The 26843-nt window shown below is 31.6% G+C and carries 23 protein-coding genes; 21 read left to right on the top strand and 2 right to left on the bottom strand.

The genetic code is table 11. The features are described from left to right. Genes ligA through NH288_RS03945 form a run of 8 tightly spaced genes read left to right on the top strand, consistent with a single transcriptional unit; the run spans nt 1 to nt 9032 of the window. Complete coding sequence (ligA, locus tag NH288_RS03980; RefSeq protein ID WP_265213258.1) at nt 1–2001, top strand: NAD-dependent DNA ligase LigA; 2001 nt, start codon at nt 1–3, stop codon at nt 1999–2001. Nucleotide 2002: 1 nt separating this feature from the next. Beyond that, on the top strand, nt 2003–2281 hold the full coding sequence (gatC, locus tag NH288_RS03975; RefSeq protein ID WP_265213255.1) for an Asp-tRNA(Asn)/Glu-tRNA(Gln) amidotransferase subunit GatC: 279 nt from the start codon (nt 2003–2005) through the stop codon (nt 2279–2281). An 8-nt stretch (nt 2282–2289) separates the two neighbouring features. Next, a complete protein-coding gene (locus NH288_RS03970) occupies nt 2290–3702 on the top strand; it encodes an aspartyl/glutamyl-tRNA amidotransferase subunit A (RefSeq protein WP_265213253.1) in 1413 nt (470 codons plus the stop codon). Further along, nucleotides 3692–5110, top strand: a complete 1419-nt coding sequence (gene gatB / locus NH288_RS03965) for an Asp-tRNA(Asn)/Glu-tRNA(Gln) amidotransferase subunit GatB (RefSeq protein ID WP_265213251.1) — start codon at nt 3692–3694, stop codon at nt 5108–5110. The genes NH288_RS03970 and gatB overlap by 11 nt, the downstream gene beginning before the upstream one ends. Nucleotides 5111–5139: 29 nt before the next feature. Beyond that, the gene (locus NH288_RS03960; RefSeq protein ID WP_265213250.1) at nt 5140–6402 is read left to right on the top strand and encodes an amidohydrolase; all 1263 of its coding nucleotides are present in this window, start codon (nt 5140–5142) and stop codon (nt 6400–6402) included. Next, nucleotides 6402–7580 (top strand): NAD(P)H-hydrate dehydratase, encoded by a 1179-nt coding sequence (locus tag NH288_RS03955; RefSeq protein ID WP_265213249.1) that lies wholly within the window; start codon nt 6402–6404, stop codon nt 7578–7580. The genes NH288_RS03960 and NH288_RS03955 overlap by 1 nt, the downstream gene beginning before the upstream one ends. Nucleotides 7581–7582: 2 nt before the next feature. Next, the gene (gene alr / locus NH288_RS03950) at nt 7583–8692 is read left to right on the top strand and encodes an alanine racemase (RefSeq protein WP_265213247.1); all 1110 of its coding nucleotides are present in this window, start codon (nt 7583–7585) and stop codon (nt 8690–8692) included. Continuing rightward, complete coding sequence (locus NH288_RS03945) at nt 8682–9032, top strand: type II toxin-antitoxin system PemK/MazF family toxin (protein WP_106460282.1); 351 nt, start codon at nt 8682–8684, stop codon at nt 9030–9032. The genes alr and NH288_RS03945 overlap by 11 nt, the downstream gene beginning before the upstream one ends. Nucleotides 9033–9107: 75 nt before the next feature. Here the strand turns inward: NH288_RS03945 and murC are convergent, their stop codons facing one another. Then, nucleotides 9108–10505 (bottom strand): UDP-N-acetylmuramate--L-alanine ligase, encoded by a 1398-nt coding sequence (gene murC, locus NH288_RS03940; protein WP_265213245.1) that lies wholly within the window; start codon nt 10503–10505, stop codon nt 9108–9110. A 144-nt stretch (nt 10506–10649) separates the two neighbouring features. Between murC and rpiB the strand changes: the two genes are divergently transcribed. The 9 genes from rpiB to NH288_RS03895 all read left to right on the top strand — a co-directional run bounded on the left by rpiB (nt 10650) and on the right by NH288_RS03895 (nt 20620). Then, on the top strand, nt 10650–11093 hold the full coding sequence (gene rpiB, locus NH288_RS03935) for a ribose 5-phosphate isomerase B (RefSeq protein WP_265213243.1): 444 nt from the start codon (nt 10650–10652) through the stop codon (nt 11091–11093). Between the two features lie 41 nt (nt 11094–11134). Next, nucleotides 11135–11854 carry a purine-nucleoside phosphorylase gene (gene deoD / locus NH288_RS03930; protein WP_265213241.1) on the top strand — a complete coding sequence of 240 codons (720 nt, stop codon included), beginning with the start codon at nt 11135–11137 and terminating at the stop codon, nt 11852–11854. 2 nt (nt 11855–11856) lie between these two features. Next, on the top strand, nt 11857–13242 hold the full coding sequence (glmU, locus tag NH288_RS03925) for a bifunctional UDP-N-acetylglucosamine diphosphorylase/glucosamine-1-phosphate N-acetyltransferase GlmU (RefSeq protein WP_265213240.1): 1386 nt from the start codon (nt 11857–11859) through the stop codon (nt 13240–13242). Nucleotides 13243–13244: 2 nt separating this feature from the next. After that, the gene (locus NH288_RS03920; protein WP_106460277.1) at nt 13245–14228 is read left to right on the top strand and encodes a ribose-phosphate diphosphokinase; all 984 of its coding nucleotides are present in this window, start codon (nt 13245–13247) and stop codon (nt 14226–14228) included. After that, entirely contained in the window at nt 14228–14815 is a 588-nt protein-coding gene (pth, locus tag NH288_RS03915; protein WP_265213239.1) for an aminoacyl-tRNA hydrolase, read from the top strand. The genes NH288_RS03920 and pth overlap by 1 nt, the downstream gene beginning before the upstream one ends. Continuing rightward, complete coding sequence (gene mfd / locus NH288_RS03910) at nt 14808–18299, top strand: transcription-repair coupling factor (protein ID WP_265213238.1); 3492 nt, start codon at nt 14808–14810, stop codon at nt 18297–18299. Before pth ends, mfd begins: the two co-directional genes overlap by 8 nt. After that, nucleotides 18300–19382: a peptidylprolyl isomerase gene (locus NH288_RS03905; RefSeq protein ID WP_265213237.1), complete on the top strand. Its 1083-nt coding sequence runs from the start codon at nt 18300–18302 to the stop codon at nt 19380–19382. It begins immediately after the preceding gene. Next, nucleotides 19354–20262: a SurA N-terminal domain-containing protein gene (locus NH288_RS03900; RefSeq protein WP_265213235.1), complete on the top strand. Its 909-nt coding sequence runs from the start codon at nt 19354–19356 to the stop codon at nt 20260–20262. The genes NH288_RS03905 and NH288_RS03900 overlap by 29 nt, the downstream gene beginning before the upstream one ends. Before the next feature lie 82 nt (nt 20263–20344). Then, nucleotides 20345–20620, top strand: a complete 276-nt coding sequence (locus NH288_RS03895; RefSeq protein ID WP_106460272.1) for an HU family DNA-binding protein — start codon at nt 20345–20347, stop codon at nt 20618–20620. Between the two features lie 49 nt (nt 20621–20669). Here NH288_RS03895 and NH288_RS03890 read toward each other — a convergent pair whose 3' ends face one another. Beyond that, a complete protein-coding gene (locus NH288_RS03890; protein ID WP_265213233.1) occupies nt 20670–22415 on the bottom strand; it encodes an NFACT family protein in 1746 nt (581 codons plus the stop codon). A 90-nt stretch (nt 22416–22505) separates the two neighbouring features. On the opposite strand from NH288_RS03890, the gene gmk reads away from it, so the two are divergent. Genes gmk through priA form a run of 4 tightly spaced genes read left to right on the top strand, consistent with a single transcriptional unit; the run spans nt 22506 to nt 26841 of the window. After that, nucleotides 22506–23105, top strand: a complete 600-nt coding sequence (gene gmk / locus NH288_RS03885; RefSeq protein ID WP_106460270.1) for a guanylate kinase — start codon at nt 22506–22508, stop codon at nt 23103–23105. Further along, on the top strand, nt 23105–23296 hold the full coding sequence (rpoZ, locus tag NH288_RS03880) for a DNA-directed RNA polymerase subunit omega (protein WP_106460269.1): 192 nt from the start codon (nt 23105–23107) through the stop codon (nt 23294–23296). Before gmk ends, rpoZ begins: the two co-directional genes overlap by 1 nt. A 1-nt stretch (nt 23297) precedes the next feature. Next, nucleotides 23298–24470: a bifunctional phosphopantothenoylcysteine decarboxylase/phosphopantothenate--cysteine ligase CoaBC gene (gene coaBC / locus NH288_RS03875; protein WP_265213273.1), complete on the top strand. Its 1173-nt coding sequence runs from the start codon at nt 23298–23300 to the stop codon at nt 24468–24470. Between the two features lie 4 nt (nt 24471–24474). Next, nucleotides 24475–26841, top strand: a complete 2367-nt coding sequence (priA, locus tag NH288_RS03870) for a primosomal protein N' (protein WP_265213231.1) — start codon at nt 24475–24477, stop codon at nt 26839–26841. The last annotated feature ends 2 nt before the right edge of the window (nt 26842–26843 follow it).

Below are 26843 nucleotides of genomic sequence, written 5' to 3'. Positions count from 1 at the left end.
ATGGATAAAAGACAAGAACTTGAAAATTTAATAGAGCAAATAAATACACTAGACTATAGGTATTATACATTAGATAAGCCTTCAGTATCTGATGGAGAATATGATAAGCTATATGATAGGCTTGTAAGTCTTCAAGAAGAACTGGATTATACACCAGATGATTCACCAACAAATAGGGTCGGAGGAGCAGTTCTTGATAAGTTTGAAAAGCACTACCACCTTACAAGACTTTTAAGCCAAGATAAGGCCCAATCATATGACCAACTCAGGGACTGGATAGATAGGTGTAAACGTCTTAAAGAAAATTACGAAAGAGAAAACTCAGTTAAATTAGCTGAACTAGAATTCATCATGGAATATAAATTTGATGGACTAACCATAAATTTAACCTATGAAAATGGCCTACTACAGACTGCAGCAACAAGGGGAAACGGTTCTGTAGGTGAAGAAGTTAAGGCCCAGGTAGAGACGATAAGATCAATTCCACTAAGAATTAAGGAAGAGTCCCTAATAGAAATACAGGGAGAAGCTCTGATGCCTTTATCAGAGCTAGAAAGATATAATAAAGAAAACTCTCTACAACTTAAAAATGCAAGAAATGCTGCTGCTGGCGCAATCAGAAACCTAGATACTAGCGAAACTGCTAAAAGAAGATTGACTGCATTTTTCTATGCAGTGCCTACAAATTCTTTAGATTTTAAAACTGAAGAAGATATGCTAGATTTCTTAAGGGAAATGAAACTAAATGTACACCCTTATCATAAAAAAGTCAAAAACATTGATCAGATTATAGAAGAACTTGAAAGAATAGAAAAGGAAAGAAAAACATTAGATATCCTAACTGATGGGGTTGTAATAAAAATTAATGACAAAAAAACTCAAGAAGCCCTTGGATACACAAATAAATTCCCAAGATGGTCAATAGCTTATAAATTTGAAGCAGAAGAGTTTACAACAAAACTATTAGATGTAGTTTGGAATGTAGGAAGGACAGGTAAGGTCACACCATCTGCCATACTTGAGCCTGTAGATTTTTCTGGAGTAACAGTTTCTAGAGCAACTTTAAATAACTATGATGATATCCTAAGAAAAAAGGTAAAAATTGGTTCTGAAGTATTCATTAGAAGGTCAAATGACGTTATCCCTGAAATACTTGGCGTGGTAGATGAAAACCAAGAAGGAACTACAGAAATAGAAAAACCTACTAAGTGTCCTTATTGTCACAGCGAACTGATACAAGGAAATGTCCACATAGTTTGTCCTAATTCCATTTCCTGCAAACCACAACTACTTGCTAGAATGGAGCATTTCGCATCAAGAAATGCAATGGATATAGAAGGTCTTTCAGAAAAAACAATTGGCCAGCTAATAGAAGAATTAGGCATTAATGAAATAGATGATATATATGATTTAAAGTATGATGATTTAATAAACCTAGATAGATTTGGGCCAAAGAAAACTAACAACTTGTTAACAGCAATAGAAGCTAGTAAAAATTGTGATCTTAATAGCTTCATCTATGCAATTGGTATACCCAATGTTGGTGAGAGAACAGCACGAGACTTAGCTAATAAGTTTAGAAGTTTTGAGAAATTAAGATTGGCCAAGGCTAGTGAACTTATAGAAGTTGAAGATATAGGTGAAATAACCGCAGAAAACATCGTAGAGTTTTTCTCAGATGAAAATATAACTTCATCAATTGATAGGTTGCTGGCAAAAGGAATTAGCATCAATAATCCACAAACAAACGATAAATCTGATAAGCTTAAAGATTTAAGCTTTGTTATCACAGGAAGTATTGACGGATTTAATAGAGAAGATATTAAGGAACTTTTAGAAAAAAATGGAGCTAGTGTAAAAGGTTCTGTTTCAAAAAATACTGATGTTGTTCTTGCTGGTGACAAGGCTGGTTCAAAAAAGAAAAAAGCCCTAGAGCTTGAAATCGAGATATATGAAGGTGAGAAGCTAAACAAATTCTTATCTGAATTAAAAGGAGAATAAAATGAATATAAAAGAAGTAGAAAGGATATATAACCTCAGTAATCTAAGCCTAGAAAATTCTGATAAAGAGCTTATAGCTCAAAAATTCAATAAAGTCTTAGATTTTATTGAGGTAATCTTTGATGAAGATACTACAGATGTAGATATGTGTGAATATATCAGTAGACACAAGGCGGTTTTTAGGAAAGACGAGCCAAGAAAATCGCTTGATAGGGAAAAGGCACTTGAAAATGCTAAAGATACTGAATACGGATACTTTAGATTAGACTGGAAATTATAGGAGCAATAATGGATATACAAAAATCAATAGAAGCTTATAAAGAGGGTAAGGTTAGCGTTGTTGAAAACACTAAAAAAGTCCTAGAAAAGATAAAAAATGATACAACAAATGCATATATAACTTTTGATGAAGAAGACTCTATCAAAAGAGCGGAATATCTAGATAAAAAATTAGCAAATAATGAAAAACTTGGCAAGCTTTTTGGTATAGCTGTAGCAGTTAAAGATAATATATCATATAAAAATATGGATATGACCTGTGCCTCCAATATGCTAAAAGGATTTAGACCAATGTTTGATGCAAAAGTTATAGAAAATCTTCTCAAAGAAGATGCAATCATCATCGCAAAAACAAACATGGATGAATTTGCTATGGGAGCTAGAGGTAAAACCTCAGTTTTTGGTCCAGTAAAAAATCCAATCGATCCAGAAAGAGTAACCGGTGGATCATCATCAGGATCAGCGGCTGCAGTAAGCAAGGGCGATGTCTTAGTTTCACTTGGAACAGATACTGGTGGCTCTGTAAGAGGACCTGCTAGCTATTGTAATATTCTTGGTTATAAACCAAGCTATGGTATGGTAAGCAGAAATGGTGTAGTATCAATGGCAAATACCCTAGATCAAGTATCTGTTTTTGCAGAAAACATCGAAGACCTTAGAAATATAGCAAGTATAATCGCTGGACCTGATGAAAATGACATGACAGTTAGGTTAGATGATTATGACTACAGTAGAGAAGATTATGATTTCGAGGGAAAGAAGATTGCCTACATCAGTACCAGTGATTTCTTAAATAAAGGAATAGAAGAAGAAGTTAAAAATGACTATAAGATTGGTCTAGATATGCTTAAAAATATGGGTGCTGAGCTTACAGAAATAAGTTTAAAATATTCTAAATATGCAAACCAAGTATACAATGTCGTAATGAGTTCAGAAGTTTCTTCAAACATGTCAAGATTTGATGGAATAAGATTTGGCCACCAAAGTGAAACTTATACATCAGTTGATGAATTATTTATAAATTCAAGGTCAGAAGGCTTAGGAGAAGAGGTTCAAAGAAGGATTGCACTAGGTACCATGTATCTCTCAGCTGATGATGATCAAAGAGTTTATAGACAAGGTCTAAAATTAAGAAACTTAATTAAAAAGGAGCTAGAGAGTGTATTTGAAGACTTTGATCTAATAATTACACCAACAACAATAAATCTACCACCATTTTTAAAAGATGATTATAGTGACCCACTTTCTGATTTTAGGTCAGACGGATTTAACGTATTAGTTAATCTAGCAGGCATGTGTGGTATATCCCTTCCAGTAAGGAAAGGTATCTCCGGTGCTTGTCAATTCATTGCTAATAGTTATGAAGATAAAAAATTACTAAATGCTAGCGAAGAATTTTTAAGGAGAATCAATGAAAACTAAAACAATAATAGGACTTGAGATTCACGTTGAATTATCAACTGAAACAAAGATGTTTTGCTCCTGTAAAAATGAATTCGGAGCAATTCCAAATACAAATGTATGCCCAATATGTCTTGGCCATCCAGGCACCCTACCAGCAATGAATGAAAGAGCTGTAGAATTAGCTGTAATGGCAGGTCTTGCTTTTAATTGTAAGATTAGAAATGATCAAAAAGTAGATAGAAAGAAATATTTCTACCCAGACCTTGTAAAGGGTTACCAGCTAACACAATTTGATAAGCCATACGCTTATGAAGGCTATCTTGAACTAGCTAGCGGTAAGCATATAAATATTAGGGAAATCCACATGGAAGAAGATACTGGAAAATCTAACCACAATGATGATGATACAGTTTTAATGGATTACAATAGGGCTGGTGTCCCTCTTATTGAAATAGTGACTGACCCTGATATTTCTTCACCAGAAGAAGCAAGAGAGTTTGTAGAAACATTAGCTTCAACCCTAAAATTCCTAAAGGTAAGTGACTGTATTATGGCTGAAGGTTCAATGAGAGTCGATGTAAATGTCAACTTAAAAGACGAAGATACAGGTCTTAGGACAGAAATTGCAGAAATTAAAAATATCAACTCAATTAAAGCTATAGAAAACGCCCTAGAATTTGAAGTAAAAAGACAAAGAGACCTTCTTGAAAATAATCAAACTGGTGATAAAGAAACAAGAAGATGGGATGATATAAAGCTTGAAACAATTCATATGAGAAATAAAGAAGTAGGAAATGATTATAGATTTTCTGCTGATGGCGATATACCTGACATCTATTTATCAGACGAATATATAAACGATGTAGCAAAAAATCTTCCTGAACTTCCAAAAGATAAAGAAAAAAGATATATAGCTGAGTATGGTCTATCAGCCTATGATGCAAACCTTCTAAGCCATGATAGAAACTTAGCTAAATTATTTGAAGAAACTAACATACTAGTAAAAGATGCAAATACCAGTGCAAATTGGATATTAACAGAACTTTCAAGAAGACTTAATGAGGCAGAAGAAACTGCTGATCAAATGAAATTGTCTGTAGAAAACTTTGCAAAATTAATAAATCTTGCTAAAGACAATAAGATAAATAACAACGTAGCAAAAAAATTGTTGCGTGAAATCTACCTTTCTAATGAAGATCCTGAAGTTCTTGCCCAAGAAAGAAATCTATTACAGATATCTGATTCTTCATACCTAGAAGAAATAGTAGATGAGGTTCTTAGTGAAAACCCAGAATCTATCGAAGATATCAAAAATGGTAAAGATAGAGCCTTTGGATTTTTAGTAGGTCAAGCTATGAAAAAAACCAAGGGTAAGGGTAATCCTCAAGAAATCAACAAATTACTAAAAGAAAAGATAGGAGAATAGAAAGTGTTAAAGCACTTTCTTTTTTTCAAATGACTATATTAATTAAAAATGCGAAAATACTTCCAATGGATGGGGCTGATATATTTACATCAGACTTATTCATTGAAGGTAAATACATAAAAAAAATAGAAAAAAATATAAGCGATGAAGCCGACCAAACAATAGATGCAAGTAACATGGTTCTTATGCCTGCCTTTATCAACAGCCATAGTCATGTTGGAATGAGTCTATTTAGAAATTATGGAGAAGAGGTAGACCTTTATACCTGGTTAAATGATTATATATGGCCACTAGAAGAAAGGCTTGATAATAGACAAACCTATCTTGCATCAATGATTTCTCTAATTGAAATGGCTAATAATGGCATAGGAACCTTTGCTGACATGTACTTTTTCTCTGAAGCAACTATCAAAGCTTGCAAGGAAATTGGACTTAGGGCCCAGATCTCAAGAGGCTTATCTGTACCAGATGATGATGATTATAGGTTAAAAGAAAATATATACCTATATAAGAAATATAAAGATTATGATCTAATAGATATTGGACTTGGGCCACACGCCATCTACACATCAAATCTTGACTACCTTAAAAAGATATCTGATCTAGCCTATAAGTATAGGATGCCTATCCACATCCACCTATCAGAAACTAAAAAAGAAAATGAGGATTGTATAGAGCGCTTTGGTATGACACCAACTGAAGTCTTTGAAAAAGCTGGGATATTTAAGCATAAAACCATTGCAGCCCATGGCATTTACCTAACAGATAATGACCTAGATATAATAAAAGAAAACAAGGTATCAGTAGTTCACAACCCTTCTTCCAATCTAAAATTAAAATCAGGATTCATGAACTTATCTAGATTACTTGATAAGGGGATAAATGTATGTCTAGGTACTGATTCATCCGCTAGTAACAACAAACTTTCTATCCTTAGAGAGATGGAGCTTGCGGCACTAGTATCAAAGCTATATTCATCTAGGATAGTTACAGCAAGAGAAATACTGGAGATGGCAACTATAAATGGTGCAAAGGCCCTAGGCTTAGATGATAAAATTGGAAGTATAAAAGTGGGTAAAGAAGCTGATCTAATACTAATAGATTTATCTAATGTAAATCACACACCTACAAACAATATTTTGTCATCTCTAATATATTCAACCTATGAAAAAGACATTAAATGTACTATTGTAAATGGAAACATAGTAGCAAGAGATGGAAAGATATTAAATATTGATCAAGCTACAGTATCAAATGATATATTAAAAACTTCCCAAAGGATTATGGACTAATGATTGGGATAGATATTCTTTCAATAAAAAAAATAAAAAATAAAAGTAGAAGTAATTTCCTAAGGAAAGTTTTTACAGAAAATGAAATTACCTATGCTTATAGCAAGAAAAATCCCTACCAAACCCTTGCAGGTATTTTCGCTCTGAAAGAAGCAATTATCAAGGCTTACGACCTAAAATTGTCCTACATTATTAAAAAAAGAATAGAAATTGTAAGCAATAATAATCCAATTGCATACCTTGATGGCAATAAACTTAATTCAGATTTATCGATATCACACGACGGTGAATATGCAATTGGAGTCTGCTATAAAAAAGAAAATATGATATCTATAGATAATAAAATGAAGAACTTATTACCAAATAGACCCCACCAAAGTCATAAGGGAGACTATGGAAAAATAGCAATTTTAGGAGGATCTCCCGGAATGGCTGGGTCTTGCTATCTTACATCCCTTGCATGTTTAAGAGCAGGAGCAGGACTTGTTTATCTTTTAGTCCCACAATCTATTTCTAATATCTTAGAGATAAAATCGGTTGAGCAAATAATAAAAACTATTGATTCTAATATATTAAAGTATAATAAAAACATAATTAAGCAAATCTTATCTTCACTTGAAGATAAGGATGTACTTGCTATTGGCCCAGGTATGGGAAGAGATGAGTCTCTTAATAAATTAATTTCAGAAGTGATAGATAATTTCAATGGGAAAATAATAATCGATGCAGATGGTTTAAATGCCTTAAGCAAGGATTTGAGTATTTTGAAGAATAAGAAAAATATTATACTAACTCCTCATTTAAAGGAATTTTCTAGACTTACTGGGCTAACAATAAATAAAATAAATGAAGACAGAGTCAATATTGCAAAAAACTTTGCCAAAGAACATAAAGTTATATTGGTTCTTAAGTCTGAAAATACCCTTGTAACTGATGGTAATAAACTATATATAAACGAAATAGGAAACCCAGGCATGGCTACAGCTGGTAGTGGAGATGTCCTTACTGGCATAATCAGCGGCATATTACATAAACTAGAAGCTTTTGATGCTGCAAAGCTTGGCGTCTATCTTCATTCCCTAGCAGGAGATTTAGCAGCAGAAGATTTATGCCAAGACTCCCTGATTGCTAGAGACATAATAGCTTATTTACCAAAGGCTATAAGGCTTATGAGGTAATAATGCTAGAAAATTATTTAGTTGTTAACATAGATAAAATAAGAGAAAATATAATTAACATAAAAAATGAGTCTGGTTCTTTGTTTTGTGCTGTTGTAAAGGCTAATGCCTATGGCTTAGGAGCTGTCAAAATTAGCCAAAACATCGAAGATCTTGTTGATTATTTTGCTGTCGCTAGATTACAAGAAGCTTTAAAATTAAGAAAAAACAATATTACTAAACCAATACTAGTTCTAGGCTATGTAGGAATTGATGATATTAAACTTTGCCATGACTATAATATTGATATAACGATATATGACTTAGATTTTGCTAAGGAAATTAACAACTTAGATTATAAAGTTAATTGCCATCTAGCTCTAGATACAGGTCATAGTAGGCTTGGATTTAGAGAGTTTGAAATCGATAAAATTAATAAGCTAAAATACTTAAAAAATCTTAATATAATAGCTGCCTTCAGTCATTTCTCCACAGCAGATGAAGAAGACACCAACTATACAGATGAACAATATAAGGTATTTAACCAAATGCTGGATGCTATTGATTTAAATTTCGATTTTGTACATATTTCAAATTCTGCAGGAGCTATTAAACATCATATCTATAAGAATATGATAAGGGTAGGTCTTGCCATGTACGGCTTATATCCATCGGATGTTGTGAAAAAAGATACTACTATAAAATTATCTAGATCATTTAATCTTTATTCAACCGTATCCTTTGTAAAAAATATAAGAAAAGGGACTGCAGTAAGTTATGGTAGAACTTTCATTTCAGAAAAAGATATGACAATAGCGACTACTACAATTGGTTATGCAGATGGATATTTAAGATCATTTTCCAATGTAGGAGAAGTTTATATTAATGGTAAGCCATGTAGGGTTCTTGGTAGAGTTTGTATGGACCAAATTATGGTTGATGTAAGTGGTTTGGATGTTAAGATTGGTGATAGGGTAGAAATATACAAAGATATAGACCTTGAAGCAAGTAAGGCATCTACAATTTCTTATGAGCTTATGACTAATATCTCTCTAAGAGTTAATAGAATCTATATTAGGAATGGTAAAGAGTTAAATACGCACATTGATTTAGGAGAAATTTATGAAAGTTAGAAGAGGTGATCTATATTACGCTGACTTATCTCCTGTCGTAGGAAGTGAACAGGGTGGCGTTAGACCTGTTATTGTAGTGCAAAATGATGTTGGCAATAAATATTCGCCGACAATTATTGTTGCACCAGTTACAAGTCAAATGAATAAGGCTAAACTTCCAACCCATGTTAAAATTAAGGGAAATAAATATGGGCTTCCTAAAAATTCTGTAGCCCTTATGGAGCAATTAAGGACCATAGATAAGAAAAGACTAAGGGAAAAAATTGGAAGCTTCTCAAATGACATAATGAATAAAATAAATGAAGCGATATCTATTTCTTTAGCTTTAGAAAATGATTAATACATAAAAAGGACTTTTGTAAATGACGCTATAAAGAATTTATAGCTATATAAACATAAGTCCTTTTTTTATCTCTTATTTATTTTTAAAGTCATTCACTATCATCTTAGCAAGTTCGTCTGGATTACCGCATCCTGTTGTTATAACTAGATCATCATCTCTTATAATCTCATAAATATAATCTCTTGCTTCTTCAAATGTAGATAGATATTTAGCATTTAAGCCTTTTTTTACCATGGCATCTACGACATCCTTTGAATGTATACTAGGATCAAATTTTTCCCTTGCAGCGTAAATATCTGTGACAATAACTTCATCTGCTGCATCAAAACTATTTAAAAAATCATTAAATAAAGTTTTTGTTCTTGAATAAGTGTGAGGCTGCCACACACAAATCAACCTTCCTTTTGTATGCTCTGCTATAGCATTTAGGGTTACTAGAATTTCAGAAGGGTGGTGACCGTAATCAGTCATGATGGTAACATTATTTACATGTCCAATTATCTGCATCCTTCTATCAAGGCCCTTGTATTTTTTAATATTTTCTTTAATAGTCTCTATATCAATTCCATTTTCATATGTTGAAATTATAGCTGCCATTGCATTGTTTATGTTATGTCTACCTATTACACCTAAGGAGAAATGTTCAACAGAACCATTTCTTAGCTTAAGATCAAAGCTTGGTCTTCCTATATCATCAAATACTATATTTGTTGCATTATAATCTGCGTTTGGATTTTCTTGACCATAAGTTATAAGCTGACCTTGAACAGCATCTAGGATAAGCTTATTATTCTCTTCATTTAAGTTGAGTATTGTTTTAGAGTTTTTGTCTTGATTTCTAAGATATTCCTTAAATGTATTTACTATATCATCCAAATCTTTATAATAATCTAAATGATCTTCATCTATATTTAAAATTATAACAGTTTGAGGAAAGTAGTATCTAATATTACCCTTATATTCACAAGCTTCTGTTACTAGATAATCTTCACTACCAACTTTAACATTACCCTTCATTTCATCCAAATTTCCACCTAATAAAATTGTGGCATCTTCATCAGAATGAAGCAAGATCTTAGAAATCATAGAAGTTGTTGTTGACTTGCCATGCGAACCAGATACAGCTATAGAGTTTTTGTAATTTCTCATTAGAGCTCCAAGGAAAACTCCTCTAGTAACTACCGGAACATCAAGCTTTTTTGCCGCTATTAATTCCTCGTTATCATCTGCGATAGCATCAGTGTATACAACTAAATCAGGGTTTTGGATATTTTCTTTTTTTTGTCCTATATAAACCTCTATTCCAAGTTTAATGAGACCCTTTACAGAATCAGAAAGGCTTCTATCAGAACCAGTGACTTCATATCCTTTTTCAAGTAGTAAGTGAGCTAGTCCACTCATTGATATTCCACCTATACCGATAAAATGAACACGATTATAATCATGTTCATTTAAATTAAATTCAAACATATATTCTCCTTATAGTAGTCTAATCATAAGTAATTTTATCATATTATACCATATTTAATCTTGATATCTTGTCAAGTAATACTTTGAATATATCAAAGGATGACGTATATTTATTATAGAATATAAAGTAAAAAAGGAGGGTTCATGAAATTTGTTTTAGCCAATGACCATGGGGGAATTGATTTAGAGCCAGTGGTTAAAGAAAAGCTTGAAGATCTAGGCCATGAAGTCATTCATGTTGGAACTTTCGATAAAAATTCTTGTGATTACAGTGACTTTGCTGTAAAAGCTTGCGGAAAAATCAAAGCCGGCGAGGCTGATTTTGGCGTACTTATATGTGGAACAGGTCTAGGAATGAGTATTTCTGCCAATAAAATCAAAGGAATAAGAGCTGCATGTGTTTCTGAACCATTTTCAGCTAAAATGTCTAGAGCACACAATAATGCAAACGTATTATGCTTAGGTGCTAGAGTAATAGGTTCTGAATTATGTAAGATGATAGTAGAAGAATTTGCTACTACAGATTTTGAGGGCGAGCGCCACCAAAGACGTATAGATAAAATAAGTAAAATAGAAGAGAATAACTGAGACTTTTGAAGTCTCTATTTTTATTAATAAAGGAGAGATTAATGACAATACCAACACCTCATATTTCAGCAACAAGCAAAGACCAAATTGCAAAAACAGTGCTTATGCCTGGAGATCCTCTAAGAGCCAAGTTTATAGCTGATAACTTCTTAGAAAATGTTGAACAATTTAATGAAACTCGTGGAATGCTAGGATATACTGGCTATTATAAGGGAAAAAGAGTTTCTGTGATGGGCTCAGGTATGGGTATACCATCATCAATGATTTATTACAACGAATTATTCAATTTCTATGATGTAGATTGCATCATTAGGGTAGGAACTGCTGGTTCTATGCAAGAAGATGTAAAACTACATGACATTGTAATTGCTACCTCTGCTTGTTCAGAATCATCCATAAATGATAACTTATTTGGCAACATACATTTTTCATCAACCCCTGATTTTGAGCTTCTAATGAAAGCTTATAATAAATCAATCGATCTTGGATACACAACCCATTGTGGTCAAGTGCATTCTTCAGACCAATTCTATTCTGAAATGGAACCAAAAGTTTTTGAAAACCTTAGAAAATACGGTATTCTTTGTGTAGAAATGGAATCATATGGTTTGTTTATGGCCGCTAGAAAACATGGAAAAAAAGGTCTTGGAATATTTACAATATCTGACTCCTTAATAGAAAATGTAGCAGACAGTGCAGAAAATAGACAAAAATCTTATACAAATATGATGGAACTAGCCCTAGAAGTAGCAGAAGATTAATAATGATTAAAACAATAATAATGGCAGCAGGAGAAGGTACCAGGATGAAGTCAAATACTTCTAAGGTACTTCACAAACTGCTCAATAAAGAAATAATAAAATATGTAACAGATGCTAGTAATTTTGAAGACTCAGAAACAATATTGATAGCAGGTAAAAATAAGCCCAAACTAGAAAGTCTCTTTCCAGATTTTAAAATTGTTGAACAAAAAATCGGTCCTGGTATACCTTATGGCACAGGCTACGCTGTAAGCCTAGCTATGAACCTAATAGAGGATAATGACCAAGTATTAATACTTAATGGTGATATCCCATTAATCAAAAAAAATTCTTTAGAAGAATTTGTTTCCTATCACAAGCAAAATAAAAGTGCTTGTACTATCCTATCTACAACCATAGATAATCCAAAAGGTTATGGTCGTATAATTAGAAATGATAATAATGAGTTTACTGCAATTATAGAAGATAGGGACCTTGAAGATAAGCAAAGAGATATCAAAGAAATAAATGTTGGTATATACATCTTTAAAGCAAAAGATTTAAAAGAATCTCTTGCAAAAATAGATTCAAACAACGATCAAAACGAGCTATACTTAACAGATTGTATAGGGATTTTAAAATCAGCTGGTAAAAAAGTAAGTGCATATGTAAATTCTGATACCGATCAATTTTATGGCATAAATAACAAATTTGAGCTAAATCAGGCAAACAAAATCCTTCAAAGAAGAATTAACAAGGCCTACATGCTTGATGGAGTAATAATTGAATCTCCAGAAACAACTTTTATTGAGCCAGGAGTTGAAATTGGTAAGGACACTATAATATCTGGTTTTGTAAAAATATATGGCAAAAGTAAAATCGGTGAAAATTGCTATATAGACGGAACTTCAAGAATTACTAATTCTATAATTGAAGACAATGTTAGAATTGATAATGCCATATTAGATGATGCTTATATGGAAAAAGATAGCAACATCGGACCATTTGCAAGATTAAGACCAAATGCTCATATAGGGGAAGCTGTACACATTGGTAATTTCGTAGAAGTTAAAAATTCAAGCCTTGGTAAGGGCACAAAAGCTGGACACTTAGCTTACATAGGTGACAGTGATTTAGGATCAAATATAAATATTGGCTGCGGGGTTGTATTTGTTAATTATGACGGTAAATATAAACATAGGTCAATAATAGAAGATGATGCTTTTATAGGATCTAATGCAAACATTGTAGCACCTGTCCATGTCAAAAAAGAAGGCTTTGTAGCGGCTGGTTCTACAATAACTGAAGATGTTGATTCTGGAGAACTAATAATTGAAAGAGCTGAACAAAAGCATGTAAAAGGCTACGTCGAAAAAAAGAAACAAAGGGATAAAAATCATAAGGAGTAGAAATGACACTAACAAGAAACACCTACGTTCAAAGGGGAGAACTAAAGCTATTATCTGGAAATTCTAATATTAAACTAGCACAAAGTGTTGCAAAAAATCTTGGAATAAATCTAACTGAAGCAGATATTAACAAATTCAAAGATGGAGAAATAAGCATCAAAATTAATGAATCTATAAGGGGCAAAGATGTGTTTATAATGCAGCCTACATCAGCGCCAACAAACGATAATATCATGGAATTGTTAATTATGATAGATGCTTGTAGAAGGGCCTCTGCTGGTTATATCAACGCTGTTATACCATACTATGGCTATGCAAGACAAGATAGAAAAACCAGAGGAAGAGAACCAATTACAGCCAAACTAGTCGCAAATTTATTAACAGTAGCAGGTGCTAACAGGGTAATAACTATGGACCTTCACGCTGGACAAATCCAAGGATACTTTGATATACCTGTTGACCATTTTTCAGCAATCAGGCTATTATCTACTCACTTTAAATCTTTTGCATATGATAAACCAGAAGAATTTGTTGTGGTAAGCCCTGACTTAGGAGGAGTTAGACGTGCTAGAGAATTTGCTGATTATCTCAAACTTCCTATAGCAATCATAGAAAAAAGAAGACCAATGCCAAATGTTTCTGAAGTAATGTCTGTAATCGGTGACTTTGAAGGAAAACACGCTATAATTGTTGACGATATGATTGATACAGCAGGAACAATTACAAACGCTGCAGACTTCTTAGTTGAGCATGGTGCAAAAGATGTATACTTAGTTGCAACTCACGGGGTATTTTCAGGAGATGCAATCAAGAAGCTTCAAAAACCATCAGTCAAAGAGGTAATAATAACAGATACAATAGAATTACCTGAAGAGAAGAAAATAGATAAAATAGTTCAATTATCAATAGCGCCTTTGCTTGCAGAAGCCATTCATAGGATAAACACCTACGAATCTATAAGCGGACTATTTTCGGTTCTTGAATAATGTATTTTATAGTAGGACTAGGCAATCCAGGTTTACAATATGAAAATACCAGGCATAATGCAGGATTTTTAACAATAGATTATATTGCATCGAAATACAATATAGACGTAAGAAGGTCTAAATTTAAATCTTTATATGGTCAGGGAGAAATCTCTGGCCAAAAAGTTATGCTCGTTAAGCCCCAAACTTTCATGAACAACTCTGGGGAAGCCGTAAGAGAAATTAAAAACTTTTATAAATTTGATAGTGACAAGCTAATTGTAATATATGATGATATTGATATAGAATTTGGCACGATTAGAATTAGAAAAAAAGGTTCTGCAGGTACCCATAATGGAATGAAATCTATAATTTACCAAATTCAAGATGATAATTTTCCAAGAATTAAGATAGCAGTTGGTAAAAAACCTGAGTATATGAATCTGGCTAATTTTGTCCTATCAGGATTTAGCCAAAAAGAAGTAAGTGTAATAGAAGATGAGATAAGACTTGCATCTGATGCAATCGAAACTATCTTAGCTGACAGCATTAACAAGTCCATGAATAAATTCAATTCTATTAAACTATTGGAAGAAGATAATGAATAAATTAATTGAAAAATTAATTAATCTCGATCAAGTAAAAAACATAAAAGACAATATAGGATTTAATAGTCCAATATATATTCAGGGCCTAAGTGAAGGTATAAAAACTCACCTGGCCCTAGCTTTGTTTGAATTATTAGATAAAAATATAGTAATCATATGTGAAAATAACAAAACAAGCGAAAAATTTGTCTCAAGTATCAATGAAATAAAAAATATAGCTAAAAACTACCCAGGACTTGAGACTAACTTTTATAATATAAAAAGTATTGATGATTCAAAGCTAGACAAAAGACTTGATGTCTTAATTAGCTTAGCTAATAAAGAAAAATTTATCACTGCAACAACAATTGAAGCTTTAAAAAATAAACTAACACCTTTAGACAAATTTAATGAGTCATTTGTTATAATTAACGAGGAATCTATAATTGGTGTAAATGATTTAATAAATAAACTTATAAAGCTCAACTATAATCCTAGTGATTTTGTAGAGGATAAGGGAGATTTTGCAAAAAGAGGATCGATTATAGATTTATGGCCAATAAATTACGAAAAACCAGTTAGAATTGAGCTATTCGACGATGAGATTGATTCTATAAGAGTTTTTGATAATGACAGCCAAAGGACAATAAATAAGCTAGAATCAGTAAAAATTTACCCAGCTAGTGAGCTTCTTTATGATAAAGATGACTATCAATCAGTAATAAATCTTATCAATTCCGATATCAAAAATAAAAAAATAAAAGATAGTAGAGATCAAAAGCTTGTAGATAAATATAAACAAATTATCTCATATCTAGATCAAAGCATGTATATCGCAAATAAAGATTTAATCACTGCCTATAGAGATAATAGTTATTCTTCTATGCTTGATTATTTAGATAAGGATACAGTTTTTATCTTTGATGATGTATCAAGAGTATATGAATCTACATTAAAGTTAGATGAAAAATTTGATTACGATCTTGCCTATCAAATGGAAAATGGTGAAGTTTTTAGAACTTTTGAAAAGTATTCAATTAGTACGAATGACATTTACAAGCAAATTGAAGATTTTGAAATAGTTAACTTCACATCAATTTTAAAAAGATCAAAACTTTTTTCACCACGAAAAATTATAGAATTGAAGTCAATCGAAGCAGAAAGTTTCAATAAAAATATTAAATCTTTTATAGATACTTGTATTGAGCTTGTCAATATGGATAACAAAGTCTTCATATTTTCTGGATCTGAAACTAAAAAAGATAATATTTTAAAAGCATTTATTGAAAACTCATTCGCTCTAGTTGGTGATGAAAATAACAACCCTAACTTTGATACTATTCCGATTATAGTATCAGAAAAAAAGGCTAGTGAAGGATATTACGTTAAAGATATAAATCTAAACGTATTTACTAGCAAGGAAATATTCGGCAAATCAAACCTATCTAAGAAGAAAGCAAATAAAAAGACCACTTCTAAAAGTATTATAAATTACTCAGATCTTGAAATAGGGGATTATGTTGTCCATGAAAATAACGGTATAGGGATTTATAAGGGTCTTACAAAAATCGAAAGAAATGAAGTTGAAAAAGACTTCATTCTAATAGAGTATAGGGGTAATGATAAGCTATATATCCCAGTCGATCAGATGAACCTTGTTAGCAAATATATAGGAAATAGGGGAGAAAAACCTAAATTATCCGCTCTTGGATCTACCCAGTGGCAGAAATCAAAGCTAAAAGCTAAAAAAGCTGTTGACGAGATAGCTGATGACTTAGTTAAATTATACGCTGAAAGAGCTAAGCAAAAAGGACATGCTTTTTCTAAGGATACAACCTGGCAAGAGGAATTTGAAAATTCATTTGCCTATGATGAAACCTATTCTCAATTAAGAAGTATAGATGAAATAAAGGCCGATATGGAAAGCGACTTACCGATGGATAGACTATTATGCGGTGATGTAGGCTATGGAAAAACTGAAGTTGCTTTAAGAGCTGCATTTAAGGCTATTATGGATGGCTATCAAGTAGCATTCTTAGTCCCAACTACAATACTTGCCAACCAACACTACCATACAATGATCGAGAGGTTTAAAGACTTTCCAGTCACATCTGCAGTCCTATCAAGATTTAATACAAAAACTAAAGATGAGGAAATATTAAAGGGTATAAAAACTGGAAAAATTGATATAGTTGTCGGTACCCATAGGCTTTTGTCAAAAGACATTAAATTTAAAAAATTAGGTCTTTTGATAATAGATGAGGAGCAGAGGTTTGGTGTCAAGCACAAGGAACAATTTAAGAAGTTTAAATCATCTATAGATGTCTTAACCTTATCAGCAACCCCAATCCCAAGAACCCTACAAATGTCTTTATCTGGAATTAGAGATTTATCGACCCTTGATGAACCTCCAGAGGAAAGACTACCAGTCAATACTTATGTTTTAGAATTTGACCCTAGTATCATAAGAGACTCAATTTTGAGAGAAATCAATAGAGATGGCCAAGTATTTTTCGTATACAATAGAGTAAATGATATAGAAAAAATTTACTTAATGCTCAAGGACTTAGTTCCTGAAGCAAGTATTGACATCATCCATGGACAAATGAGTCCAAGACAAATTGAAAATATTATGCTTGATTTCTTAGAGGGTAAAACTGATATATTGCTCTCAACTACAATAATTGAGACTGGTATGGATATAAAAAATGTAAATACCATAATAATATATGATTCTGACCTAATGGGTCTATCTCAGCTTTATCAGCTAAAGGGGAGAATAGGTAGGGGATATAGGTCATCCTACGCTTATTTTACTTATAGGCAGGGGAAAGTCTTAACAGAAATTGGTGAAAAGCGTCTCAAATCAATTAAAGACTTTTCTGATTTTGGTTCTGGTTATAAAATTGCAATGAAAGACCTAGAACTAAGAGGTGCTGGAAACCTACTAGGGGAAAGCCAATCAGGTCATGTTGAAGCGGTTGGTTATGACCTATATGTTAAATTTTTACAAGAAGCTGTAGAAAAAGCAAGTGGTAAAGAAGTAAAAATCAAAGAAATAAACCAAACTTATATAGACATAAAAATCGACGCTTACCTACCTAATTCCTATATAAGCGATCCCAGCCAAAAAATTGAAATTTATAACAGAATAGCAAATATTTCTGATAAGGAAGATTATGAACTTTTAGTTGAAGAATTAATAGATGTATATGGAGATATTCCATTAATAGTGGATAATATAATGTATGTATCTTTGATTAAATCTTTAGCATCATACAATGGTATAACAGAGATTAGGGAAGTTAATAACGAAATCAATTTGTATTTCCAATCAAGAGATTACTATAGTTTTGATGAATTGAAGTTAATTAACGAAGGATATAAGGGTAAAATGAGTCTTGATTTATCAAATAAGCCAGCCTTCAAAATTCCATCAAGCAGAAGTAAATTACTTGACACATATGAACTTTTAGATACAATTAACAAAATAAGGAGAAATTAAATGAAAAAGAAATTATTAACAATTATGTTAGCATCAACAATGGTGCTAGGAGCTTGCGGAAATCAAGCAAGTAATGAAAAGAATGCAGATCAAAAAGTAAGTAGCCAAGAAGCAGCTAAAGAATTAGGTAAAGATAACATAGCTATCGTAAATGGCGAAAAAATTAGCAAAGACGACTATAAAAAAGAAATGCAATTTTATGGAGCAATGCTAGCAAGCAGACAAAACCTTAAAAATTCAATAGTTCAGATGATGGTTCAAGATAAACTTATAGCGGACGATATGAAGAAAAATAAAATTGAAGTTGCTGATAAGGATGTAAATGACTCATTTATGAACTCTGTAAAACAATTTGGTGGTCAAGAACAATTTGATAAAATGCTCGATGACTATAATATGGACGTTGAAAAATTCAAAGAAACTGTAAAAAAAGATTTAATGTACCAAAAACATAGAGAATGGTTTAATAAAGAACACCCTGTTACAGATGATGAAATTAAGAAATATTATGAAGATAATAAGGATCAATTTGCAAAAAGAGATGCCGCTCATATCCTAGTAGCAGATGAAAACACAGCCAAAGAAATCAAAGAAAAACTAAACAATGGTGAAGATTTCGCAGCTCTTGCTAAAGAATACTCAACAGATACTGCTAATGCAGCAAATGGCGGAGAACTTGGAACTTTTTCTAAAGGTCAAATGGTAAAAGAATTTGAAGATGCTGTTTTTGCACTAAAAGAAGGTGAAATCTCTGATCCTGTAAAGACTCAATTTGGATATCACATAATAAAACTAAACAAAATTGCAGATTCTCTAGAAGATAACAAAGAAGCTATTAAGAAAACCCTTGAAGATAAAAAGTATTCCGATTACATCAAAGAGTTAAATGAAAAGGCAAATGTTGTAACAGAGACAAGCCTAGCTAAAGATAAATCTACAGAAGAAAAGCTAGATAAAGCTAACAAAGAAGATAAGAAAGATACTGAAGAAGCTACAGAAGAAAGTAATAAAGAAGACTCAAATTCAGACGAAAAAGAAGCTGAAACAAAAGAAGATGAAGCTGATAAGAAAGATAATAACTAGTTTTTTATACCTAACTTGTATATCATTTTTATTAGCTTCTTGCAACAAGGGCCCTGATACTTCAAGTGCAGTTGCCCTTGTTGATAATAAGGCTATTGATAAAGATACTTATAATAGTGAACTTGAGTTTTATTTAAATTACTATAGCAACAAATACGGTCCAAATTATCTTGAAAGTAAAGATAAAGCTGGTAAAACAAAAAAGGAATCACTTCAAGAAAAGCTTCTGGAATCAATGATCAAAGATCAGGTAATGCTAAATGATCTTGAAAAACATAAAATTGAAATAGATGATAATACCGCAAATAAAATAAGAAGTGAAATGGAGAAAAAACTTGGAGATAAGGATTCACTAAAAGCTAATATTAAAGCTTTAAATGTGAGTGATAGTGAGTTTTCTGACATTATCTTTAATGATTCAATTAGAAGGATGCATTATGATTTCTTTCTTTCAAATAGCGGTATTAAAGATTCTGAGATTCTTAAACATTACAAAGAGAATGAACAACTTCACAAAATGTATAAGTATAATATGCTTAAATTTGATGATAAAATCGAAGCTGAAAGGATAAAATCTATAATAAAATCACAGTTAGATTTTAGAAAGCTTCTTACAAACTCTATAAAATCCTACGATGTTTTTAACTCAGATTTTGTATATGAAGATGATCCCATTCTTTTAGCATCCAAAGTAAAAGAAAAAGATAAAGTAAGTGAAATATTTGAATATGACGGAAAATACAATATTTTAATGATTAACTCATATAATGAGAACGAAAATGAACTCTTGATTCAAGCAAAAGAAATTTATTTAAAAGATGCATACAGAAAATATCTAAACAAATTAATTAAATCTAGTAAAATAAAGCTTTTTATTTGATGAATGCTTGAAATTATTTAATTTGTTATGTATAATCATTCTTAGAGTTAAACAGATATCATGTTGATTTATAGGAGGAAATATGAATAAATCAGAATTATTAAATAGTATATCAGAAAAAAGTGGGCTTAAAAAAGTCGAAGCTGAAAAAGCACTTAACGCATTCTTAGAATCAGTTCAAGAAGCTTTAGTAGCAGGAGACAAAGTTCAATTAGTTGGTTTTGGTACATTCGAAGTAAGAGACAGAAAAGCTAGAGAAGGTAGAAACCCAAGAAAACCTGATGAAGTAATTCAAATCCCAGCTTCAAAAGCTCCAGTTTTCAAAGCTGGTAAAACTCTTAAAGAAGCAGTTAATTAATTAAATCTAATATTAAAAAAGCGGTCCTTGAAATAAAGAACCGCTTTTTTTATGCCAATTTTTCAACTTTTTGACTTATGTCAAAACTCATGTCTACTGTTATAGTTTTAAAGTTTTCATAATAAACCATTCCTTCTTTAGCACCTTTAGCTTTATTAACATTTTTCTTCTCAGTATAGTCTACATCCACCTTATTTTCACTAGCAACCGAGGAGTTTAGTGCAGCTAGATAGGAAGCAACTATTATATCCTCTTGTTTGATCTTATCAGCTTTTAAAATCACATGAGAACCTGGAAGGTCTTTTACGTGGAACCATAAGTCATCTTTTCTAGCAAGTTTAAGAGTTATATAATCATTTTGTTTAGAGTTTTTACCAACATATATATCAGATCCAATTATAGTCTTAAAATGCATAGGTTTTGACAACTTAACTTTGTTCTTCTTTTTAGTCTTTCTTTTAATAAGTTTATTATCAATCATTTCTTCTCTGATTTCATTTAAGTCAGATATTGAGCTAGTTCTATTAATGAAATCATAAAGTTGTTCTAGATAATTTAATAATTCTTCTTGTTTTGGTAAATCTTTTTTTGCATAGCTTACAGACGATTTTATTTTCTTAGCTCTATTATAATAATCATTAATATTATCCCATGGAGATCTCATAGGATCTAAACTAATTTTAATAGCTTTATTATCGTTATAAAAATCCTGCAAGACTACTTCTTTAGATTTTTCTTCAATCCTATATTGGTTAGCTGCTAGTAAGTCAGCTTTTTTCCTAGCTTCATCAGCACTTTGTAACTTTGAGATATTATTATTCAGAATATTAATTTTTTTATTGACTGATTTTTTATGACTAGAAACTTTCTTTAACAATTCAGACTTCATCTGATCTAACCTATCATTCGCTTTATTTAAAGAATAAAAATCATCTATAGCTTGGCTCATAAATTCATATTCATTTTCTTTAAAATTTAATTGTGTTAATTTCAGACAATGAAATTCTTTAATTTTTTTATCATCCCTATAATCAAAAGCTAACAAATTTCCCTTAATAATATCATCTCTAAGCTCTAAAAACAATGTGTTTAGCCTACTTTTCTCATCTTCACTTACAAGACCCCAATTTATTCTAGGGTCAATACCCGCCCTATAAATTAATTCTTTTCCAACTATAGGAGAAAAACCCTCGTAGTTTTGATAAAATAATTTAAAAGGTACTTGGCTATCAGGAATATTTTTATCTAGGCTAAGGATATCTAGATTAAAGTTATCATCGGTTATATCAATCTTGTCACTTGGTATTCTTTGATATTCTAAAGACGGGAATATCTCTCTAATAGAAGACATTTCCTGGTTTACTCTTTTTATTGCATCAATTATCTTATAGGATTCGTTAGTCAAAATAATATTTGAGTGTCTACCCATAATTTCAATAATAATCTTCTTGCTAGTGTCAAATCCCATTTCATCAATAGATCCTACAGATATTTCTACAATTCTATCAAGACCTATTTGTTTAATATCTAGAATCTTGCCTTGTTTTAGGTGTTTTCTTAAAACCATGCAAAAATTATCAGGAACTTCGGGATTCTCATATTTTTTATTTGTAAAATTAATTCTTGCCTCATTATTATTAGCACTTATCAATAATTTATAAGATTTACCCATTGAATATATATCTAAAACTAAATCATATCTAGAAGGCTGAGAAATTTTTTGAATCTTTCCTCCTAGAATCTCTTTTTTTAATTCGTTTACAATTTTTCTTGTAACTATTCCATCAAAACTCATATTTTCACCTCATTTATATTATACACTAAGATAACATCATACTTGAAGTAAATCTATATAAAAGTAAAATAATTTAAACAAGGGGGAGCGATGAAAAAGGGATTTTTATTGGTAATATCAGGTCCGTCAGGAGTAGGAAAGGGAACTGTCCTTCATGACTTGATGAATACACAAAGTAATTTAGTTTATTCAGTATCAGCAACCACAAGAAAAAAAAGAGATGGTGAAATTGAAGGAGTCAGCTACTTTTATAAGACGCATGAAGAATTCGAAGATATGATTTCAAAAGGTGCTTTCCTTGAATACGCTCATGTCCATAACAATTACTATGGTACTCCCAGAGAATTTGTGGAAAATAAAATTAACGAAGGAAAAATAGTAATATTAGAAATAGATGTCCAGGGAGCTCTTAATGTCAAGAAGAATACTGATAATGGAGTCTTTATTTTTTTGGCACCGCCTAGCTTGCAAGAACTTAAAAGAAGAATTGTAGGTAGAGGTACAGAGACAGACGAAGATATAAATATCAGAATGACTAATGCAAGAAAAGAACTTGAACATATCAAAGATTACGACTACTTAGTAGTAAACGATCACTTAAACTCAGCAATTACTTCAGTAAATGAAATAATCAATGCTGAAAAACACAAAGTTTTTAGAGAAGAAAATATTGAATTTGAGGAGAATTAATGAAAAACCCATCATTTAAAACATTATCAGAAGTAAGCCCAAGTAGATATGAAATTTGTATGATGTGCGCAAAAAGAGCAAGAAGAATAGTAAACGGTTCTGCTCCACTTACAAAAGAAGTCGAAGCAAAACCAGTTACCCAAGCACTTCATGAAATAATTGAAGGCAAAGTTACTAAGAAAAATAGATAAGATGCTTAAGGGCAAAAATATACTTTTAGGAGTAAGCGGAGGAATAGCAGCGTATAAAGTTTTAGACCTCTGCTCAAAGCTAAAAAAAAGAGATGTAAATCTTAAAATAATAATGACAAAATCTGCTACTGAGTTTATAAGTCCCTTGTCTTTCGAAACAATGGGAAGATGCTTGGTATATACCGATTTATTTGAAGGCCACCACGAAATTGTCCACCACATCGAATTAGTAAAATGGGCTGATTTAATGCTCATAGCTCCTGCAAGTGCAAATACTATAGCAAAAATGGTAAATGGTGTTGCTGATAATTTTCTCACCTCATCTTATTTAGCTTGTGATAAGGATGTAATTATTGCACCAGCAATGAACACCAATATGCTTAAGGCAAAGGCTACACAGCGAAATCTAAAGACCTTAGAAGATGATGGAGTAAAGATAATTAAACCTGAACCAGGTCTACTAGCCTGTAATACTGTAGGAGATGGTAGAATGGAAGAGCCATCCGAAATCGTTGACTACTTAGATTCCTATTTTACAAACAAGGATCTAGCAGGTAAAAAAATAATAGTTACGGCAGGACCTACCATCGAACCAATAGATTTTGTAAGGTACATATCGAATAATTCTAGTGGTAAAATGGGCTATAATATAGCAAATGAAGCTAGAAAACGTGGAGCCTATGTAGTACTTATATCAGGACCCGTAAATCCATTTAAAGTTAATGACATAAAGAGAATAGAAGTAAAAACAAATTTAGAAATGAAGAAGGCTATCGAAAGAGAATTTAAAGATTCTGATGCTTTAATAATGTCAGCTGCTCCAGTAGATTATAGGTCTAAGTATGTAATCAATAAAAAATTAAAGAAAACTGGTAATAGCCTCAATCTTGAATTGGTTGAAAATCAAGACATCATAAAATATTTTGGGTCAATTAAGAATAAACAAGCAATTATAGGTTTTGCAGCAGAAACAGATAATTTAATTGAAAATGCTAATAAAAAATTAAATGAGAAAAATCTTGATTATATAATAGCTAATGACTTAACAAAATGGGGGGCAGGATTTGATGTAGATACTAATGTTGCATCTATTATATCTAAGGATGAAGTCAAAAATTTAGATATAATGCCAAAAAGTGAGCTAGCAAATAAAATATTGGATTTGTTAAGGTGATATATTGTACGCAAAAGTAATTATTGATAGTAAGAGCCGATTTTTAAATAGGTCTTTTACCTATCATATACCAGAAAAATTAAATAATAAATTAAAAAGAGCAATGAGAGTTTTAGTGCCATTCGGTAAGGGCAATAAGACTAGCGTTGCTTTTGTTTATGAAATAATTGATGAACTTGATGAAGATTTTAAAACAAAAGATATTATATCTATAATTGATGAAAATAAGCTAATTGATAATGAATTAATCGACCTAGCATTCTATATGTCAAAGACATATCTTTCTCCAATTCAGCTATCTTTAAAGCAAGTTTTGCCACCAACTAGCATTGATAAAATCAATACTTATTATCAGAGTAAAATAAAAAGCGATGACGAAATACTACAATTCTTATCCCGTAAAAAATCTAAAGAAGAATTTGTCAAAAAGTTTCCAGATAAATTAGATAAACTTTACTCCTATTTAGAAAAAGATATGGTAAAGCTTATATATGATGCTAAAGATAAACATAAAGTATCCTACGATACCTTTATTAAGCTTATAGATAATAAAGCTTCACTGCCTAAAAATGCTAAAAAACAAATAGAAATTGTATCATATCTTAAGGAAAATGGTACAAGTGAACAAAAAATCCTTTTACAAGCCACCTCTGCAAGTACTTCATCAATAAAATCTCTAGAAGATAAAAATATTATTGAAAAATTTGAAAAAGAAAGTGAAAAATCCCTAATAGTCGACCACAAAGACTACAAAAGCCATGTTTTAAATGAAGAGCAAGCAAAGGCTTTTAACAAAATAGAGTCAAAAGATAGTGGTAAATATTTGTTATTCGGTGTAACAGGATCTGGTAAAACAGAAATATTTTTACAAGTTGTAGAAGAAACTATTAATGAAGGTAAAGAAGCCATCATTTTGGTCCCGGAAATTTCCCTAACACCTCAAACCATAGAGAGATTTGTGGGTAGATTTAAACAAAAAATAGCAATTATGCACTCAAGGCTAACTCCAAAAGAAAGATTTAACCAATGGCGAATGATAAAAAATGGTGAAGTAAAAATAGCCATAGGAGCCAGATCAGCAATCTTTGCTCCATTTAAAAATTTGGGCGCCATAATAATAGATGAAGAACATGACAAATCATATATATCAGCCCAAGATCCAAAGTATCATACAAGTGATATAGCAAACTTTAGAGCAAACTACCAAAAAGCCAAACTAATACTAGCATCAGCTACACCATCGATAAATACGATGAAAGATGCTATGGATGGAAAATATGAAATCTTAACTCTCAAACAAAGGGTAAATAAAGTCATGCCTGAATTATCAATTATTGATATGAGGGAAGAGCTTAAAAATTCTAATTATTCTATGCTTTCATTGAGATTACAAGAAGAAATAAGAAAAAATCTAGAAAACCATGAACAAACAATTTTATTTCTAAATAAAATAGGACATGATTCCTTTACTTTTTGTAGATCTTGCGGTTATGTCGTAAAGTGTGAAGCCTGCGATGTCGCAATGACATATCATAAAAATGTTAATAAACTTGTCTGCCATTATTGCGGTCGAACAAAAAACCAAGTTACTATTTGCCCAAATTGCCACTCAAAAAAAATCAAAGAATTTGGAGCTGGTACCGAAAAACTAGAAGAGGAAGTAAGGTCCTTATTTAAGGGGGCAAATATCCTCAGAATGGACTCTATGGTTGCAACCAACAGAGCCAAATACGATCAAATGTATAAAAATATGAAAAATGGTAATATTGATATACTTCTTGGAACGCAAATGATAGCTAAAGGTCTTGACTTTGAAAATGTAACCTTAGTAGGAATAATAGCAGCTGATCTTTCCTTAAATGTAGGAGATTTTTCTGCCCAGGAAACAGCCTTCCAGCTCCTAACCCAGGTATCTGGAAGGGCAGGAAGGTCATCTAAATTAGGACGAGCGATAATTCAAACCTATAAACCAGATAATTTCGTTATACAAGCTGTTAAAAATAATGACTATTCAAGCTTTTTAAAAAGCGAGCTAAATATAAGAAATGCCTTTGCCTACCCACCCTATAAAAATTTGATATCTATTAGGGTAGTAAATAGCGATAGGGTAAGAGCAGTAGAAATTTCAAAACAAATGACTGATACACTAAGGGTTGTAAACAAAGAACTTTTAGATGTTGAAATAATCGGACCTAACCCATGTAAGATATCAAGAATAAATAATAAATTCAGGTATAATATTCTTATAAAGGCCTCAGATAAGGACCTTGATGAAGTTAGAGACCATATAAAGTGGATAAGAAATGATTTTATAAACGAATATAAAGATACATCTTTTATAGTTTCTATCAATCCGGCTAATATGAATTAAGG

Origin of the sequence: Anaerococcus sp. NML200537 (assembly GCF_026131715.1) — a bacterium.
GTDB lineage: Bacteria > Bacillota > Clostridia > Tissierellales > Peptoniphilaceae > Anaerococcus > Anaerococcus kampingae.
The sequence above is the reverse complement of the archived record's forward strand: the minus strand, read 5'-3'. Positions and strand labels throughout refer to the sequence as shown.

Coding starts and splice junctions, on each gene's coding strand:
- ligA (WP_265213258.1), top strand. CDS start 1: ATGGATAAAAGACAAGAACTTGAAAATTTAATAGAGCAAATAAATACA.
- rpoZ (WP_106460269.1), top strand. CDS start 23,105: ATGAAAAACCCATCATTTAAAACATTATCAGAAGTAAGCCCAAGTAGA.
- NH288_RS03970 (WP_265213253.1), top strand. CDS start 2,290: ATGGATATACAAAAATCAATAGAAGCTTATAAAGAGGGTAAGGTTAGC.
- NH288_RS03900 (WP_265213235.1), top strand. CDS start 19,354: ATGAAGCTGATAAGAAAGATAATAACTAGTTTTTTATACCTAACTTGT.
- rpiB (WP_265213243.1), top strand. CDS start 10,650: ATGAAATTTGTTTTAGCCAATGACCATGGGGGAATTGATTTAGAGCCA.
- pth (WP_265213239.1), top strand. CDS start 14,228: ATGTATTTTATAGTAGGACTAGGCAATCCAGGTTTACAATATGAAAAT.
- coaBC (WP_265213273.1), top strand. CDS start 23,298: ATGCTTAAGGGCAAAAATATACTTTTAGGAGTAAGCGGAGGAATAGCA.
- NH288_RS03945 (WP_106460282.1), top strand. CDS start 8,682: ATGAAAGTTAGAAGAGGTGATCTATATTACGCTGACTTATCTCCTGTC.
- deoD (WP_265213241.1), top strand. CDS start 11,135: ATGACAATACCAACACCTCATATTTCAGCAACAAGCAAAGACCAAATT.
- NH288_RS03890 (WP_265213233.1), bottom strand. CDS start 22,415: ATGAGTTTTGATGGAATAGTTACAAGAAAAATTGTAAACGAATTAAAA.
- NH288_RS03960 (WP_265213250.1), top strand. CDS start 5,140: ATGACTATATTAATTAAAAATGCGAAAATACTTCCAATGGATGGGGCT.
- glmU (WP_265213240.1), top strand. CDS start 11,857: ATGATTAAAACAATAATAATGGCAGCAGGAGAAGGTACCAGGATGAAG.
- NH288_RS03905 (WP_265213237.1), top strand. CDS start 18,300: ATGAAAAAGAAATTATTAACAATTATGTTAGCATCAACAATGGTGCTA.
- gmk (WP_106460270.1), top strand. CDS start 22,506: ATGAAAAAGGGATTTTTATTGGTAATATCAGGTCCGTCAGGAGTAGGA.
- NH288_RS03920 (WP_106460277.1), top strand. CDS start 13,245: ATGACACTAACAAGAAACACCTACGTTCAAAGGGGAGAACTAAAGCTA.
- alr (WP_265213247.1), top strand. CDS start 7,583: ATGCTAGAAAATTATTTAGTTGTTAACATAGATAAAATAAGAGAAAAT.
- mfd (WP_265213238.1), top strand. CDS start 14,808: ATGAATAAATTAATTGAAAAATTAATTAATCTCGATCAAGTAAAAAAC.
- NH288_RS03955 (WP_265213249.1), top strand. CDS start 6,402: ATGATTGGGATAGATATTCTTTCAATAAAAAAAATAAAAAATAAAAGT.
- gatB (WP_265213251.1), top strand. CDS start 3,692: ATGAAAACTAAAACAATAATAGGACTTGAGATTCACGTTGAATTATCA.
- murC (WP_265213245.1), bottom strand. CDS start 10,505: ATGTTTGAATTTAATTTAAATGAACATGATTATAATCGTGTTCATTTT.
- gatC (WP_265213255.1), top strand. CDS start 2,003: ATGAATATAAAAGAAGTAGAAAGGATATATAACCTCAGTAATCTAAGC.
- NH288_RS03895 (WP_106460272.1), top strand. CDS start 20,345: ATGAATAAATCAGAATTATTAAATAGTATATCAGAAAAAAGTGGGCTT.